The 15,477-nt window shown below is 56.9% G+C and carries 10 protein-coding genes, 1 tRNA gene and 1 pseudogene; all 12 read left to right on the forward strand.

The window, feature by feature from the left end:
* The first annotated feature begins 223 nt into the window (after positions 1-223).
* The 12 genes and pseudogenes from A3H92_01160 to A3H92_01215 all read left to right on the forward strand — a co-directional run bounded on the left by A3H92_01160 (position 224) and on the right by A3H92_01215 (position 15,475).
* Positions 224-299: transfer RNA gene (locus A3H92_01160), tRNA-Trp, on the forward strand.
* Positions 300-358: 59 nt separating this feature from the next.
* Complete coding sequence (locus A3H92_01165) at positions 359-556, forward strand: preprotein translocase subunit SecE (GenBank protein ID OHC74592.1); 198 nt, start codon at positions 359-361, stop codon at positions 554-556.
* 3 nt (positions 557-559) lie between these two features.
* Positions 560-1,090 carry a transcription termination/antitermination protein NusG gene (locus A3H92_01170; GenBank protein ID OHC74545.1) on the forward strand — a complete coding sequence of 177 codons (531 nt, stop codon included), beginning with the start codon at positions 560-562 and terminating at the stop codon, positions 1,088-1,090.
* 74 nt (positions 1,091-1,164) lie between these two features.
* Positions 1,165-1,593 carry a 50S ribosomal protein L11 gene (locus tag A3H92_01175; protein OHC74546.1) on the forward strand — a complete coding sequence of 143 codons (429 nt, stop codon included), beginning with the start codon at positions 1,165-1,167 and terminating at the stop codon, positions 1,591-1,593.
* A gap of 4 nt (positions 1,594-1,597) precedes the next feature.
* On the forward strand, positions 1,598-2,296 hold the full coding sequence (locus A3H92_01180; GenBank protein OHC74547.1) for a 50S ribosomal protein L1: 699 nt from the start codon (positions 1,598-1,600) through the stop codon (positions 2,294-2,296).
* A gap of 309 nt (positions 2,297-2,605) precedes the next feature.
* Complete coding sequence (locus A3H92_01185) at positions 2,606-3,124, forward strand: 50S ribosomal protein L10 (GenBank protein OHC74548.1); 519 nt, start codon at positions 2,606-2,608, stop codon at positions 3,122-3,124.
* A gap of 45 nt (positions 3,125-3,169) precedes the next feature.
* A complete protein-coding gene (locus A3H92_01190) occupies positions 3,170-3,544 on the forward strand; it encodes a 50S ribosomal protein L7/L12 (protein ID OHC74549.1) in 375 nt (124 codons plus the stop codon).
* Between the two features lie 245 nt (positions 3,545-3,789).
* Positions 3,790-7,947 carry a DNA-directed RNA polymerase subunit beta gene (locus tag A3H92_01195; GenBank protein OHC74550.1) on the forward strand — a complete coding sequence of 1,386 codons (4,158 nt, stop codon included), beginning with the start codon at positions 3,790-3,792 and terminating at the stop codon, positions 7,945-7,947.
* A gap of 26 nt (positions 7,948-7,973) precedes the next feature.
* A pseudogene (locus A3H92_01200) lies at positions 7,974-12,077 on the forward strand (DNA-directed RNA polymerase subunit beta').
* 443 nt (positions 12,078-12,520) lie between these two features.
* Positions 12,521-12,892 (forward strand): 30S ribosomal protein S12, encoded by a 372-nt coding sequence (locus tag A3H92_01205; protein OHC74551.1) that lies wholly within the window; start codon positions 12,521-12,523, stop codon positions 12,890-12,892.
* Positions 12,893-12,904: 12 nt separating this feature from the next.
* Positions 12,905-13,375, forward strand: coding sequence for a 30S ribosomal protein S7 (locus A3H92_01210; GenBank protein ID OHC74552.1), 471 nt, complete (start codon positions 12,905-12,907; stop codon positions 13,373-13,375).
* A 21-nt stretch (positions 13,376-13,396) separates the two neighbouring features.
* Positions 13,397-15,475, forward strand: a complete 2,079-nt coding sequence (locus A3H92_01215) for a translation elongation factor G (GenBank protein ID OHC74553.1) — start codon at positions 13,397-13,399, stop codon at positions 15,473-15,475.
* The last annotated feature ends 2 nt before the right edge of the window (positions 15,476-15,477 follow it).

The raw sequence follows: 15,477 nt of genomic DNA on the forward strand, positions 1-15,477 counted from the left end.
TGATCAATCCGATCGCCATGGACGAAGGCTTGAGGTTCGCCATCCGCGAAGGCGGACGCACCGTCGGCGCCGGCGTCGTCGCTTCGATTATCGAGTAGAAAAAAGGAATTGTTCCTGTCATCGTGACCGGGGGACGGCTGTGCTGTTGTGAGGCCTTGGGGGTCTCACCCGATTTCTCTCCATCCCCGGTCGGGTGGGCGGGAGAACCCGAGATAGCGTGATTAGGGGTATAGCTCAGTTGGTAGAGCGGCGGTCTCCAAAACCGCAGGCCGCAGGTTCGATCCCTGCTGCCCCTGCCACTGGTTAAAACATTAGAAGATAAGCTCCGGCTTAACGATTGAACGGAAAACGACAAAAAATGACGAAGACAAGTCCGGCGCGTTTTATCCAGGAAGTTCGTCAGGAAGCGGCCAAGGTTACTTGGCCGACCCGCAAGGAAACGAGCTTGTCCACCGTTATGGTGTTCATTATGGTGATAATGACCGCGTTATTCTTTTTCGTCGTCGATCAGGTCATGGCGTCGGGCGTACGTTTAATCTTCGGACTGGGTAGTTGAGCCATGACGGCGCGTTGGTATGTAATTCACGTTTATTCCGGCTTCGAGAAGAAGGTCGCTCAATCTATTGAGGAGCAGGCCGTTCAGGCGGGGATGGAAGGAAATTTCGAGAAAATTCTGGTGCCCGTCGAGGAAGTGGTGGAAATGCGTCGCGGCGCCAAAGTAAACGCCGAACGCAAGTTCTTTCCGGGCTATGTGCTGGTCAAGATGGTAATGACCGACGATAGCTGGCACTTGGTCAAGAACACGCCGAAGGTGACGGGGTTTCTCGGCGGCGGCGGCCGGCCGACGGCGATTACCGAAGCCGAGGCCGAGCGCATTATGTATCAGGTGCAGGAAGGAATCGACCGGCCCAAGCCGTCTATTTTGTTCGAGGTGGGCGAGCAGGTCCGGGTTTGCGACGGTCCGTTCAATTCGTTTAACGGGTTTGTCGAGGAAGTTGACGAGGAACGCGCCAGACTCAAGATCGCCGTGTCCATATTCGGGCGCGCGACGCCGGTTGAGCTGGAGTATTCCCAGGTCGAGAAAATATAGAGATTTAACCGTGCGGGAGGCCGGCCAAAGCCGTACCGCGCACTCAGTGAGAGACCATTGCCTGAGGAGATGAAATGGCGAAAAAAATAAAAGGATACATTCGGCTGCAAGTGCCGGCGGGGCAAGCTAACCCTTCGCCGCCTATCGGTCCGGCGCTCGGACAAGCCGGCTTGAATATCATGGAATTCTGCAAGACGTTCAATGCGCAGACCCAGAATATGGAACAGGGAATGCCCATACCGGTGGTTATTACCGCCTATGGCGACAGAACTTTTTCTTTCATCACCAAGACGCCGCCCGTCAGCTTTCTGCTGAAGAAGGCGGCGAAGATTACCGGGGCGTCCAAGACTCCCGGCAAGGAGGTTGTCGGCAACGTGACCATGGAGCAGGTCCGCGAGATCGCCGAGAAAAAAATGGTGGACATGAATACCACCGACATTGACGCCGCATGTCGGATGGTCGCCGGTTCGGCGCGGTCCATGGGTATCGAGGTGGTGGGGTAAAGCGATGACGAAAAAAATGGGAAAACGCATGAAGAAGGCCTCCGCCAACATTGACCGCGAGGCGTTCTATGAACTTCCGGAGGCGCTTAAGCTGATCAAGAAAAACGCTACCGCAAAGTTTGATGAGACCGTCGAGATCGCTATCAACCTGGGGATCGACATTCGTCATGCCGATCAAATGGTGCGCGGCATCGTCGCTTTGCCTCATGGCACCGGCAAGACCACGCGAGTCGCCGTTTTTGCCAAGGACGCCAAGGCCAAAGAGGCCTTGAATGCAGGCGCCGATCTGGTCGGTGCCGAGGATCTGGCCGAGAAAATCGCCAAGGGCGAGATGAACTTCGAAAGATGTATCGCGACGCCGGACATGATGGCCATTGTAGGTCGTCTGGGCAAGGTTCTGGGACCGCGCGGTCTGATGCCCAATCCCAAGCTGGGCACCGTAACCAACGATGTCGCCGCCGCCGTTAAGGCCGCCAAGGGGGGGCAGATTGAATTTCGCGCCGAGAAGACCGGCATTGTTCACGCCGGCGTCGGCAAGGCGAGCTTCAGCGATGACGCCTTGCTTGAGAATGTATCCACATTCATCAGCGCCATCGTCAAGGCCAAACCGAGCGGCTCCAAGGGGTCCTACCTCAAACGGGTGAGCATAAGCTCGACCATGGGGCCGGGCCTGAAATTGAATGTAGCTACCCTGTTCGGCTGACGCCGGCGGGGAACAAGGGTTCCGTTCCCGGTCGTTATGGCCGGGAGCGGCAAGGGGAGCGGGGAAACCCGTCTCCAACCTGTCCAAGACCGTAGGCGGCGCCCGGTCGGGCGCTTTAATGGGGAATTCCCGCCTGCGTAGACAGTAAAGACCCGTTTTGGGACGCTTGTTTTTTACAAGCGCCTTCGGACGGCTTGAACTGGTGTTTTGGACGGGCGAGCCGGCCCCTTTTAATAATGGGGGCCATTTGACCAACAGCGCCGCATCCGCCTTCACGGCGGAGCGGAGCAGGAAACTGGAGTCGATAAAGTGGACCGGTCTCATAAACAAGAATTGGTCGCCTCGTTGCGCACGGTTTTCGAGGGAGCTTCCACCGTCGTCGTTGCCCACTATTGCGGGCTGACGGTCGCCGAAATGGGAGTTCTCCGCGATAACATGCGGAAAGCGGGAGCAAACTTCAAAGTGACCAAAAACCGGATCACGCGGCTTGCGTTGGACGGGACGAAATACAAGAACCTGGACGGGATGTTTACCGGGCCGACGGCAATAGCTTATTCCGCTGACCCGGTGGCGCCCGCCAAGGCCATCGTGGATTTCGCCAAAACCAACGAAAAGCTGATCATCATCGGCGGGGCCTTCGGCGAGACATTGCTCGACGCTGAAGGCGTCAGGGCCTTGGCGGCCATGCCCTCCCTTGATGAATCGAGGGCCAAGCTGGTCGGTCTGCTTAAAGCTCCGGCGACGCGCATCGCCGGCGTATTGCAGGCTCCGGCAGGTCAACTGGCTCGGGTGCTTTGCGCCCGCGCCAAGCAAGACAAGGCCGCGTGAAATTTTTTTAACAGTTAACAGTTCAAGCCCAAGGAGAAAGTTGAAATGGCCGATTTGAATAAAATAGCAGAGGATTTGTCGAGCCTGACCGTCATGGAAGCGGCCGATCTGTCCAAGTTGCTGGAAGCAAAGTGGGGCGTTTCCGCCGCCGCGCCGGTGGCCATGGCCGCCGCCGGACCGGTCGGAGGAGCCGCCGTCGCCGAGGTGAAGGACGAATTCGATGTCGTCCTTACGTCCTTCGGCGACAAGAAAATCAACGTCATCAAGGAAGTTCGCGCCATAACCAATCTTGGTCTGAAGGAAGCCAAGGACCTGGTTGAAAGCGCGCCTAAGGTGATCAAGGAAGGCGTCAAGAAAGAGGATGCCGAGAAAATCAAGAAAACGCTCGAAGAAGCGGGCGCTACGGTTGAACTCAAATAAGGCGGCGCCTTTGATTTGTCGGTCAAACAGCGTTTCTAATTATCAAAGACCGGGCGGAGGCAGTGATTTTAGCGCTTCCGCCCGGCGCAGTCCCATGTGCGCATCCGTCCGTATTGGCCTTGCCGAGGCCGGAAAAACGGATGCGCCCGCAATGTTTGTGTTTTATGGCTCGTCCCATCTCCGGTTGCGGTGACCGGATGGCGGCGCGGGTCGAAAAAATAGCTATTCATGGGGAATCGTAAGTAATGGATAAGTCCTATACGGGTCGCAAGCGTATCCGCAAATATTTCGGTCGTCTGTCGACGGCTGTGCCTATGCCGAATCTCATCGAGGTTCAGAAAACATCATATGATCAGTTCCTTCAGATGGATGGTGATTCTGAAACGCGGGAAAACAGCGGCATGCAGGAGGTCTTTACGTCGGTTTTCCCGATCAAGGATTTCGCCGAGAGAGGCACTCTGGAATTCGTCAAATATTATTTCGAGCCGCCGAAATATGACGTGGAAGAGTGTCAGCAGCGCGGCATGACCTTCGCGGCCCCGCTGAAGGTTACTTTGCGCCTTATCGTATGGGACATTGATGAGGAAACCGGCGCCCGCTCCATTCGCGGCATCAAGGAGCAGGACGTATATATGGGCGACATGCCGTTGATGACCAACAACGGCACTTTCGTCATCAACGGCACCGAGCGCGTTATCGTTTCCCAGATGCACCGTTCTCCGGGCGTCTTCTTTGACCACGACAACGGCAAGACTCACTCTTCAGGCAAGTTCCTGTTCGCGGCGCGGATTATCCCCTATCGCGGTTCCTGGCTGGACTTTGAATTCGACGCCAAGGATTTGGTTTATGTGCGTATTGACCGCCGCCGCAAGCTGCCGGTGACGACGCTGCTTATGGCGCTGGACAGCGAAAAAACCGCAAAACTGCGTATTAAGCGCGAGGCTGAAGGCAAGCCTCTTGATCCCGAGGAAGTGGTCGGCATGTCGACTATCGATATTCTCGACTACTTTTACAAGAAGCTGATCTTCGTCCGCACCAAGAAGGGGTGGAAGACGGATTTCAATCCCGAGGTCCAGCGAGGCATCAAGACCGTCAACGACGTCATTAACGCCAAAACCGGCAAGGTGGTGGTCGAGAAGGGAACCAAGATGACGGCCCGCCTCATCCGGGATCTTATGGCCAAGGGCATCAAGGAGCAGCTTGTTCCCGAGGAAGAGCTGGTCGGTCGTTACATGGCCACCGATCTGGTCAATGAAAAGACGGGTGAAGTTTTTGTCGAAGCGGGCGGGGAGATCACCGAAGCCGTTCTGGGAGAGCTGGAAAAGGCCGGGATCGACGAGTTGGTTACCCTTGCCATCGACCATATTAACGTCGGTCCCTATATCCGCAACACCCTGGCGGTGGACAAGAACACGACGTGTGAAGAGGCGCTTATCGATATCTATCGGGTTATGCGCCCGGGCGAGCCGCCGACCCTGGATACGGCGGCGGCCTTGTTTAAAAGTCTGTTCTTTAATTCTGATCGATACGATCTTTCAGCGGTCGGACGGGTTAAGATGAACGCCCGTCTGGGCTTTGAGACCGAGGATACGCTTCGCGTCCTGCGCAAGGAGGACATTCTCGAAGTGGTCAAGACCATGGTTGAACTCAAGGACGGTCGCGGCGAGATCGACGACATCGACCATCTGGGGAACCGTCGGGTGCGTTCCGTCGGCGAGCTTATGGAAAATCAGTATCGGATCGGCCTGTTGCGTATGGAGCGGGCTATTCGTGAGCGGATGAGTTCCGTCGATATCGACACCGTCATGCCTCATGATCTGATTAATGCCAAGCCCGCCGCCGCTGCGGTGCGCGAGTTCTTCGGCTCTTCCCAGCTCAGCCAGTTCATGGACCAGACCAATCCTCTTTCCGAGATTACCCACAAGCGCCGTCTTTCGGCCCTTGGACCGGGCGGTCTGACAAGGGAGCGGGCCGGGTTTGAGGTGCGTGACGTTCATCCTACCCACTATGGGCGCATCTGCCCCATTGAGACGCCGGAAGGACCGAATATCGGGCTTATCAATTCCCTGGCGACCTATGCGCGGATCAATAAATACGGCTTCATCGAAACCCCTTATCGCAAAGTGGCGAAGGGACATGTCACCGATGAAGTGCAGTACATGTCGGCTATGGAGGAAGGGCGCTACACCATCGCCCAGGCCAATGCCGAACTGGACGGCAAGGGACGCTACGTTTCCGATCTGGTGAGTTGCCGCGTCGGCGGCGACTTTCTTTTTTGCCGGCCGGAAGACATTGATTATATGGACGTTTCGCCGAAGCAGCTTGTTTCGGTGGCGTCGGCGCTTATTCCGTTCCTTGAGAACGATGACGCCAACCGCGCCCTTATGGGTTCCAATATGATGCGTCAGGCCGTGCCGTTGATAAAAAGCGAGGCGCCGTTGGTCGGCACCGGCATGGAAGCGCCGGTGGCCAGCGATTCAGGGGCCACCATCATCGCCAAACGGGCGGGCGTGGTCGATCAGGTTGACGCCACCCGCATCGTCATTCGCGCCACCGAGGAGACATCTCATTCGGCGGCCGGCGTTGATATCTTCAAGCTCTTGAAGTTCCAGCGTTCCAACCAGAACACCTATCTGCACCAGCGGCCGCTGGTAAAGGTCGGCGATCTCGTCGAGGTCGGCGATACCATCGCCGACGGCCCCTCGACCGACCTTGGCGAGTTGGCCCTGGGCCGTAACGTCCTGGTCGCCTTCATGCCTTGGAACGGCTATAATTTCGAGGACTCTATCCTTATTTCCGAGCGTATTGTCCGTGAAGACGTCTTTACCTCCATCCATATCGAGGAATTCGAGGTTATGGCGCGTGACACCAAGCTTGGTCAGGAGGAAATCACCCGCGATATTCCCAATGTCGGCGAAGAGGCGCTTAAGAACCTTGACGAGGCGGGAATCGTTTATATCGGCGCCGAGGTTAAACCGACGGATATCCTGGTCGGCAAGGTGACGCCCAAGGGCGAGTCGCCGATGACCCCGGAGGAAAAGCTGCTTCGCGCCATTTTCGGCGAAAAAGCTTCGGACGTGCGCGATACGTCGCTGAGGCTTCCGCCCGGCGTTTCCGGAACAGTCGTCGAAGTTCGCGTCTTCTCCAGACGCGGCATCGACAAGGACGAGCGGGCGCTGGCTATCGAGCGCTCGGAGATCGAGCGGTTGGCCAAGGACCGCGACGACGAGCGGGCTATCCTGGAACGCAGCTTTCATGCCCGCCTGAAGGCGTTGCTGATGAACCGCAAAGTGGTGAGCGGCCCCAAGGGACTGGCTGGCGGAACCAAGATCACCGAAGACGTTCTGGCTAAATACACGACCGGACAGTGCGCCCAGATCGTCATCGCAAACGACAAGGTGATGAAGGATATCGAGGCGCTGAAGACGCATTTCGAGGAGAGCATTGCCGCATTGCAGGCCCGCTTTGAGAACAAGGTGGACAAGCTGCAACGGGGTGATGATCTGTCGCCCGGCGTAATGAAGATGGTCAAGGTCTTTGTGGCGGTGAAGCGCAAGCTTCAGCCCGGCGACAAGATGGCCGGTCGTCACGGCAACAAGGGCGTGATCTCGAAAATTATTCCCTGCGAAGACATGCCTTATCTGGAAGACGGGACGCCTGTCGATATCGTTCTCAATCCGTTGGGCGTTCCTTCGCGCATGAATGTCGGCCAGATTCTTGAAACCCATTTGGGATGGGCCTGCGCTACTCTCGGACAGCAGGTGGGCAAGATGCTGGATACGCTCAACGGCGATTCAGACATCAAGAAGCTCAAGGGTAAACTCAAGGAAATCTACGGCGACAAGGCTTACAAGGAGGATGTCGCCCCTCTTTCCGATGGTGATCTCGTCGAGATGGCGGGCCACTTGCGCAACGGCATACCTATCGCTACGCCGGTGTTTGACGGCGCTCACGAAAAGGACATCGTCGATATGCTGGAATCGGCGGGACTGGCGTCGTCGGGACAGGTTACCCTGGTCGATGGCCGAACCGGAGAAACCTTTGATCGCAAGGTTACCGTCGGCTACATCTACATGCTCAAGCTTCATCATCTGGTTGATGACAAGATCCATGCCCGCTCCATCGGACCTTACAGTCTGGTCACTCAGCAGCCGCTCGGCGGCAAGGCGCAATTCGGCGGCCAGCGCTTCGGTGAGATGGAAGTATGGGCGCTTGAGGCCTACGGCGCCGCTTATACGCTACAGGAAATGTTGACGGTGAAGTCCGACGACGTTTCCGGCCGCACCAAGGTTTACGAGTCCATCGTGCGGGGCGACGACACCTTTGAAGCGGGAATTCCCGAATCCTTTAACGTTTTGGTCAAGGAGCTTCATTCCCTCGGCCTCAACGTTGAATTGAACTAGTCAAGCGCGGTTGAGGAGAGCATCCCATGAATGAGTTGATGAAGGTTTTTGGGCAAGTCGGCGGCGCCCAGCGCTTTGACCAGATCAAAATCACTATCGCCAGCCCGGAGCGTATCCGCTCCTGGTCTTTCGGCGAAATCAAGAAGCCTGAAACCATCAATTACCGAACCTTCAAGCCTGAACGCGACGGCCTGTTCTGCGCCCGCATCTTCGGCCCCAACAAGGACTATGAGTGCCTGTGCGGCAAGTACAAGCGCATGAAGTACAAGGGGATCACCTGCGAAAAGTGCGGCGTCGAAGTGACGTTGCAGAAAGTCCGCAGGGAGCGCATGGGCCATATCGAACTGGCTTCGCCGGTGGCGCATATCTGGTTCATGAAATCGCTTCCCAGCCGCATCGGTCTGCTTGTCGATATGACGCTCAAGGACCTGGAGCGTGTTCTCTATTTTGAAAACTATGTGGTCATCGAGCCGGGCCTGACGCCGATGAAGCTGCACGAACTGCTGAACGACGATCAGTATCAAAGGGCAATCGACGAGTTCGGCGAAGACTCTTTCAGCGTCGGCATCGGCGCCGAGGCGATCAGGGAGATGCTGGCGGCTATCGATCTTGAGGAAGAACTTGAAGTCCTGCGTGGGGAACTCAAGGAAACCAAGTCGGAAGCCAAACGCAAGAAGCTGGTCAAGAGGCTCAAACTGGTAGAGGCCTTTATTCAATCCGGCTCCCGCCCGGAGTGGATGATTCTTGAGGTTATTCCGGTGATTCCGCCTGAATTACGTCCTCTTGTGCCTCTTGACGGCGGGCGCTTCGCCACCTCCGATCTCAACGACCTTTACCGGCGGGTAATCAACCGCAATAACCGGCTGAAAAGGCTTATCGAGTTGCACGCTCCTGAAATTATCGTGCGTAATGAAAAGCGCATGCTCCAGGAGGCGGTGGACGCCCTGTTCGACAACGGGCGTCGCGGTCGGGCCATTACCGGCGCCAACAAGCGTCCGCTCAAATCGATGTCCGACATGCTCAAGGGCAAGCAGGGCCGCTTCCGCCAGAACCTGTTGGGCAAGCGCGTCGATTACTCGGGCCGTTCCGTCATCGTGGTCGGCCCCGAACTCAAGCTGCACCAGTGCGGCTTGCCGAAGAAGATGGCGCTGGAGCTGTTCAAGCCCTTCATCTATTCAAAGCTGGAACTCTACGGTATGGCCACCACCATCAAGGCTGCCAAGCGGATGCTGGAAAAAGAGCGGCCTGAAGTCTGGGACATCCTGGAAGAGGTTATCCGTGAGCACCCGGTGATGCTGAACCGGGCGCCGACGCTGCATCGTCTGGGCATCCAGGGATTCGAGCCTGTGCTTATCGAGGGTAAGGCGATTCAGCTTCATCCCTTGGTCTGCTCCGCTTTTAACGCCGATTTTGACGGCGATCAGATGGCCGTCCATGTGCCGCTGTCGCTGGAGGCGCAGCTGGAGGTGCGGGTGCTGATGATGTCGACCAACAACATTCTCAGCCCGTCCAACGGCAAGCCTATCATCGTGCCGTCTCAGGATATCGTGCTTGGTCTTTATTATTTGACCATGGAACGCGAAGGCGAGCCGGGAGAAGGCATGGCTTTCGTTGACATCGGCGAAATTCAGCATGCTCTTGACGCCGGCGCCGTTACCCTGCATTCCAGGGTCAAGGCCCGTTATCGCACCGTTGACAAGGACAACAAGCCGATTGTCGTTCTTGTTGATACGACGCCGGGACGCATGCTGCTGGCCGACGTGCTGCCGCGCAATCCCAACGTTCCCTTCGGCCTGATCAACCGCCTGATCACCAAGAAGGAGATTTCCAACGTAATTGACGTGGTCTACCGATTCTGCGGCCAGAAGGAAACGGTGATTTTCGCCGACCGCATCATGGGCATCGGCTTCACCTATGCCTGTAGGGCCGGCATTTCGTTCGGCAAGGATGATCTGGTGATTCCCGAGGCCAAGGTAGCCTTGGTCAAGGCCGCCGAGAACAAGGTCAGGGAGTACGAGAACCAATATCAGGAAGGCCTGATCACCCAGGGTGAAAAGTATAACAAGGTGATCGACACATGGTCTCACTGCACCGATCAGGTGGCCGACGAAATGATGAAAAAGATTTCGACGACGGAACCCGGCAAGCCGGTCAATTCCATCTATATGATGGCTCATTCCGGCGCTCGCGGATCGGCGGCCCAGATGAAACAGCTTGCCGGGATGCGCGGCCTGATGGCCAAGCCCTCGGGCGAGATCATCGAGACGCCGATCATCGCCAACTTCAAGGAAGGGCTGAGCGTTCTGGAGTATTTCAACTCCACCCACGGCGCCCGCAAGGGATTGGCTGATACGGCGCTTAAGACGGCCAACTCCGGCTATCTTACCCGGCGGCTGGTCGACGTTGCCCAGGATTGCATCGTCATTGAGGAGGATTGCGGCACCAAGAACGGGCTGACGGCGCGGGCGATCGTCGACGGCGGCGATGTGATATCGCCGTTGTCCGAGCAGGTTCTCGGACGCACTATCTGCGAGGATATCAAGGATCCCGTCACCGGCAAGGCCATCTTCAAGGCCGGAAGGCTGCTGAACGAGGAAGATGTCTCCGTTCTGGAGGAAAAAGACATCGAAATGGTGAAGATTCGCTCGGTGCTGACCTGCGAGACCAGCATCGGCACCTGCTGTGTGTGTTATGGCCGTGATCTGGCGCGTGGAACCAAGGTCAATATCGGCGAAGCGGTCGGCGTTATTGCCGCCCAGTCCATCGGCGAACCCGGAACCCAGCTTACCATGCGCACCTTCCACATCGGCGGCGCCGTTCAGCGCGGCACCGAACAGTCAAAGATCGAAGCCAATTGCGACGGCAAGGTTGTCCTGCGTAATTGCACCACGGTAAAGAACAGCTCCGGCATTCAGGTGGTTATGAACCGCAATACTGAACTCACGCTGCTTGACAAGCAGGGCCGCGAGCGCGCCCGTCACCGCATCCCGTACGGCGCCAAACTTTTGGTCAAGGACGGCGCCAAAGCGACCACCGGCGACAAGATGGCCGAGTGGGACCCTTATACGCTTCCCATCATCACCGAGAAGGAAGGCATCGCCAACTATGTGGATATGGTGGAAGGCCTGTCCATGGTCGAACAGTTGGATGACGCCACCGGCATCGCCAGCAAGGTGGTTATTGACTGGAAGCAACAGCCCAAAGGCTCTGATCTGAAACCGCGCATCACCCTCAGGAATGCAAAGGGTGACGTTGTCGCCCTGGATAACGGACTGGAAGCCCGCTACTTCATGTCGGTGGACGCCATCCTGTCGGTGGAGAACGGTCAAACCGTCCACGCCGGCGACGTTCTGGCGCGCATACCCAGGGAGTCGGTCAAGACCCGCGACATCACGGGGGGATTGCCCAGGGTGGCGGAATTGTTCGAGGCCCGCAAACCCAAGGATTTCGCCATCATCAGCGAAATCAACGGGCGCGTCGAGTTCGGCAAGGACTATAAGAACAAGCGCCGCATCATCGTCGTCCCCGACAGCGACAAGCAGGCCCCCCAGGAGTATCTGATTCCCAAGGGCAAGCATATCGCCGTTCAGGAAGGTGACTATGTGCGGGTCGGAGATTCACTGATGGACGGCAGTCCGGTGCCTCATAACATCCTGAGAGTCATGGGCGTTGAAAAGCTGGCGTCCTACCTCATCAGCGAGGTCCAGAACGTCTATCGCCTGCAGGGCGTGAGGATTAACGACAAACATATCGAAGTGATTATTCGCCAGATGCTGCAAAAGATTGAGATAACCGAGCCTGGAGACACCACTTTCCTTGTCGGCGAACTGACCGATAAGGCCGAGTTCAGCGAACTCAACGCCAAGGCCAAGGATGATGGCGGTAAACCGGCCAAGGGCATTCCCGTTCTTCAGGGCATAACCAAGGCGAGTCTGCAAACTCACTCGTTCATTTCCGCAGCGTCGTTCCAGGAAACCACCCGCGTTCTTACCGAGGCGGCGGTTTCCGGAAAGTGCGATCCCCTGGTCGGCCTCAAAGAGAACGTCATTGTCGGAAGGCTTATTCCGGCGGGCACCGGCGGCGTGATGAATCGCATCCGTGAGGTCGCCGCCGAGCGGGATCGGGGCTTGGCTTTAATCGCCGCCGAGCAGAGGAAAAAGGAGAATGCGGCGGCTGCCCGCAAGGTCTCCGTCGCTGACGCCGCTCTGGCCGAGGGCATGGCGGCTGTCGCCGCCGCCGAGGCTGCCGAAGCTGAATAAGAAGTCGCCGTAATCGGGTAATAATCGGGTCTTATGAGGCAAAACGGCAAAAGACCTTGAAAAACCGCTGAAAACGGCGATTGTTTTGCTTGACTGCTTAATGGCGTCTGAATAGTATCCGGCCTTCTTCAAAGGCGCTGGTGGTGAGCCGCACGGTTCAGACGCTGCGCCGATTGAGAATTGAAAATTCGGATTTACGCCCTTCCCGGCGGATAAAGAAAGCGCCGGAAGGGTGTTTTTTTGCCTCTTTGACGAGAGGCTTTGTTTTGTGACGGCTGTATTCATGTCGTTAAACGTATGGAGTGGATTACGGGATGCCGACGATTAACCAACTGGTTCGCAAGCCCCGCCGGAGGCCGGTTGATCGGAACAAGGTTCCGGCGCTGGAATCATGTCCGCAGAAGCGTGGCGTTTGCACCCGCGTTTACACGACGACGCCGAAAAAGCCTAACTCGGCGCTGCGGAAAGTAGCCCGTGTGCGGTTGACCAACGGCTTTGAGGTTACCAGCTATATTCCCGGCGAGGGTCACAATCTTCAGGAACACTCGGTGGTTCTGTTGCGCGGCGGTCGCGTCAAGGATCTTCCCGGCGTCCGTTATCATATTATTCGCGGCGCCCTGGACACCCAGGGAGTGACCGACCGTCGTCAACGCCGTTCCAAATACGGCGCCAAGCGCCCCAAGTAGAGGTTTTTAAAAATGTCACGCCGTCACTCAGCCGAAAAGCGTCAGGTTCATGCCGATCCCAAGTATGGGGATAAGGTTATAACCAAGTTTACCAACTGCCTGATGTATGACGGCAAGAAGTCGGTGGCCGAGAGAATTGTCTATAATGCGCTTAACATTATCGGCAAGAAAACCGGACAGGACCCCTTGGCGCTCTTTCATGACGCCATCAACAATGTCAAGCCGTCGGTCGAGGTGAAGTCGCGGCGCGTCGGCGGCGCCACCTATCAGGTGCCTATCGAAGTGCGCAGTGATCGCCGTCAGGCGCTGGCGATCCGGTGGCTTGTCGATCTGTCGCGCAATCGCTCGGAGAACACAATGACCGAACGCTTGTCGGCTGAATTGCTGGACGCCGCGAACAATCGCGGGGCCGCAGTTAAAAAGCGTGAGGATACGCACCGGATGGCGGAGGCCAACAAGGCTTTCTCCCATTATCGTTGGTAGAGGCGTCGGGCGTTAGTAATCATGGCACGCATAACACCTCTTGATCGTTACCGGAACATCGGCATCATGGCTCACATTGATGCTGGCAAGACCACGACCACAGAGCGGATTCTGTTTTATACCGGACGTTCCTATAAGATCGGCGAGGTCCATAACGGCACCGCGACTATGGACTGGATGGAACAGGAGCAGGAACGAGGGATCACCATAACTTCGGCGGCGACTACCTGTTTCTGGCGGGATCATCGCATCAATATTATTGATACGCCGGGCCATGTTGATTTCACTATCGAAGTCGAGCGTTCGCTTCGCGTCCTTGACGGGGCGGTGGCTGTTTTCGACAGCGTCGCCGGCGTCGAGCCTCAGTCCGAGACCGTCTGGCGTCAGGCCGACAAATACAATGTTCCACGCATTTGTTTTGTCAACAAGATGGACCGCACGGGCGCTGATTTTTACCGCACCGTCAGCATGATTATTGATCGTCTGGGCGCTCTTCCGGCTGTTTTGCAACTTCCCATCGGCATCGAGTCTGATTTTACCGGCGTTATCGATCTTGTCGAGATGAAGGCGATAATCTGGAAGGACGAGACCCTCGGCGCCGAGTTCGATACCGTGGAAATTCCTGCCGATCTTCGCGCAAAAGCCGATGAATATCGTGAAAAATTGATCGAAATAGTGATCGATCAGGATGACGCGGCGATGGAAGCCTATCTGGAGGGCAAGGCCCCCGATACGGCAGTCATCAAGAAATGCCTGCGAAAGGGAACCGTCAACGGCGCCTTCGTTCCCGTTATTTGCGGCGCTTCCTTCAAGAACAAGGGCGTACAGCCTCTGCTTGACGCAGTGGTCGATTTCCTTCCGGCGCCCACCGACGTGCCGGCGATCAAGGGGATCAGGGCCGGTTCGGATGATGAAATCGAGCGCAGCAATTCGGACGATGAGCCTTTCTCGGCGCTGGCCTTCAAGATCATGAATGATCCCTTCGTCGGCTCCCTTACCTTTATCCGCGTTTATTCCGGCGTTATCTCCAATTCCGATCATGTGCAGAATACCGTCAAGGAAAAGCGCGAGCGTATCGGGCGTATGTTGCAGATGCATGCGAACAGCCGCGAGGACGTGAAAGAAGCCAGGGCCGGCGATATCGTCGCCCTTGCCGGGCTTAAGTACACCACCACCGGCGACACTTTATCGGATTCCTCCGATCAGGTGGTCCTCGAACGCATGGAATTTCCGGAGCCGGTTATCGAAGTCGCCGTCGAGCCGAAGACCAAGGCCGACCAGGAAAAGATGGGCATGGCGTTGTCCAGGCTGGCCGCCGAGGACCCTTCATTCCGGGTGGCCTCGGATCAGGAAAGCGGCCAGACGATCATTAAGGGCATGGGCGAACTTCATCTTGAAATCCTCGTTGACCGCATGAAGCGCGAATTCAAGGTGGAAGCCGATGTCGGGCCTCCCCAGGTTGCCTATCGCGAAACCATCTCCAAGGTAACGGAAGTCGATTACACCCATAAGAAACAAACCGGCGGCACCGGCCAGTTTGCGCGGGTGAAGATTCGCTTTGAACCGCTGCCTCCCGGCTCGGGCTATGAGTTCGAGAGCAAGATTGTCGGCGGCAGCGTACCCAGGGAATATATCCCCGGCGTTCAGGCGGGACTTATCAGCGCCGTTGCCAGTGGTCCCATCCTGGGGTTCCCGGTAATCGACTTCAAGGCGATCCTTTATGATGGGGGATTCCACGATGTGGATTCCAGCCCTCTTGCCTTCGAAATTGCTTCCCGCGCCGCCTTCCGCGAAGGCATGCTCAAGGCCGGGCCGAGGCTGCTTGAGCCTGTTATGCGGGTCGAGGTGGTGACGCCTGATGAGTACATGGGCGACATCATCGGCGATATCAACAGTCGTCGCGGCCAGATCGGCAATATGGACCAGCGCGGCAACGCCCGCGTGATTTCCGCCCAGGTGCCGTTGGCTAATATGTTCGGCTACGTCAGCACGTTGCGCTCGATGAGCCAGGGGCGCGCCCAGTACACAATGCATTTCAATCACTATGCGGAAGTTCCCCAGCAGGTTTCCTCGGAAATCCAAACCAGGCTGGCCGGCTGATA

It is taken from the genome of Rhodospirillales bacterium RIFCSPLOWO2_02_FULL_58_16 (assembly GCA_001830425.1).
In the GTDB taxonomy this organism is placed as follows: domain Bacteria; phylum Pseudomonadota; class Alphaproteobacteria; order Rhodospirillales; family 2-02-FULL-58-16; genus 2-02-FULL-58-16.

Coding starts and splice junctions, on each gene's coding strand:
- A3H92_01165 (OHC74592.1), top strand. CDS start 359: ATGACGAAGACAAGTCCGGCGCGTTTTATCCAGGAAGTTCGTCAGGAA.
- A3H92_01170 (OHC74545.1), top strand. CDS start 560: ATGACGGCGCGTTGGTATGTAATTCACGTTTATTCCGGCTTCGAGAAG.
- A3H92_01175 (OHC74546.1), top strand. CDS start 1,165: ATGGCGAAAAAAATAAAAGGATACATTCGGCTGCAAGTGCCGGCGGGG.
- A3H92_01180 (OHC74547.1), top strand. CDS start 1,598: ATGACGAAAAAAATGGGAAAACGCATGAAGAAGGCCTCCGCCAACATT.
- A3H92_01190 (OHC74549.1), top strand. CDS start 3,170: ATGGCCGATTTGAATAAAATAGCAGAGGATTTGTCGAGCCTGACCGTC.
- A3H92_01195 (OHC74550.1), top strand. CDS start 3,790: ATGGATAAGTCCTATACGGGTCGCAAGCGTATCCGCAAATATTTCGGT.
- A3H92_01205 (OHC74551.1), top strand. CDS start 12,521: ATGCCGACGATTAACCAACTGGTTCGCAAGCCCCGCCGGAGGCCGGTT.
- A3H92_01210 (OHC74552.1), top strand. CDS start 12,905: ATGTCACGCCGTCACTCAGCCGAAAAGCGTCAGGTTCATGCCGATCCC.
- A3H92_01215 (OHC74553.1), top strand. CDS start 13,397: ATGGCACGCATAACACCTCTTGATCGTTACCGGAACATCGGCATCATG.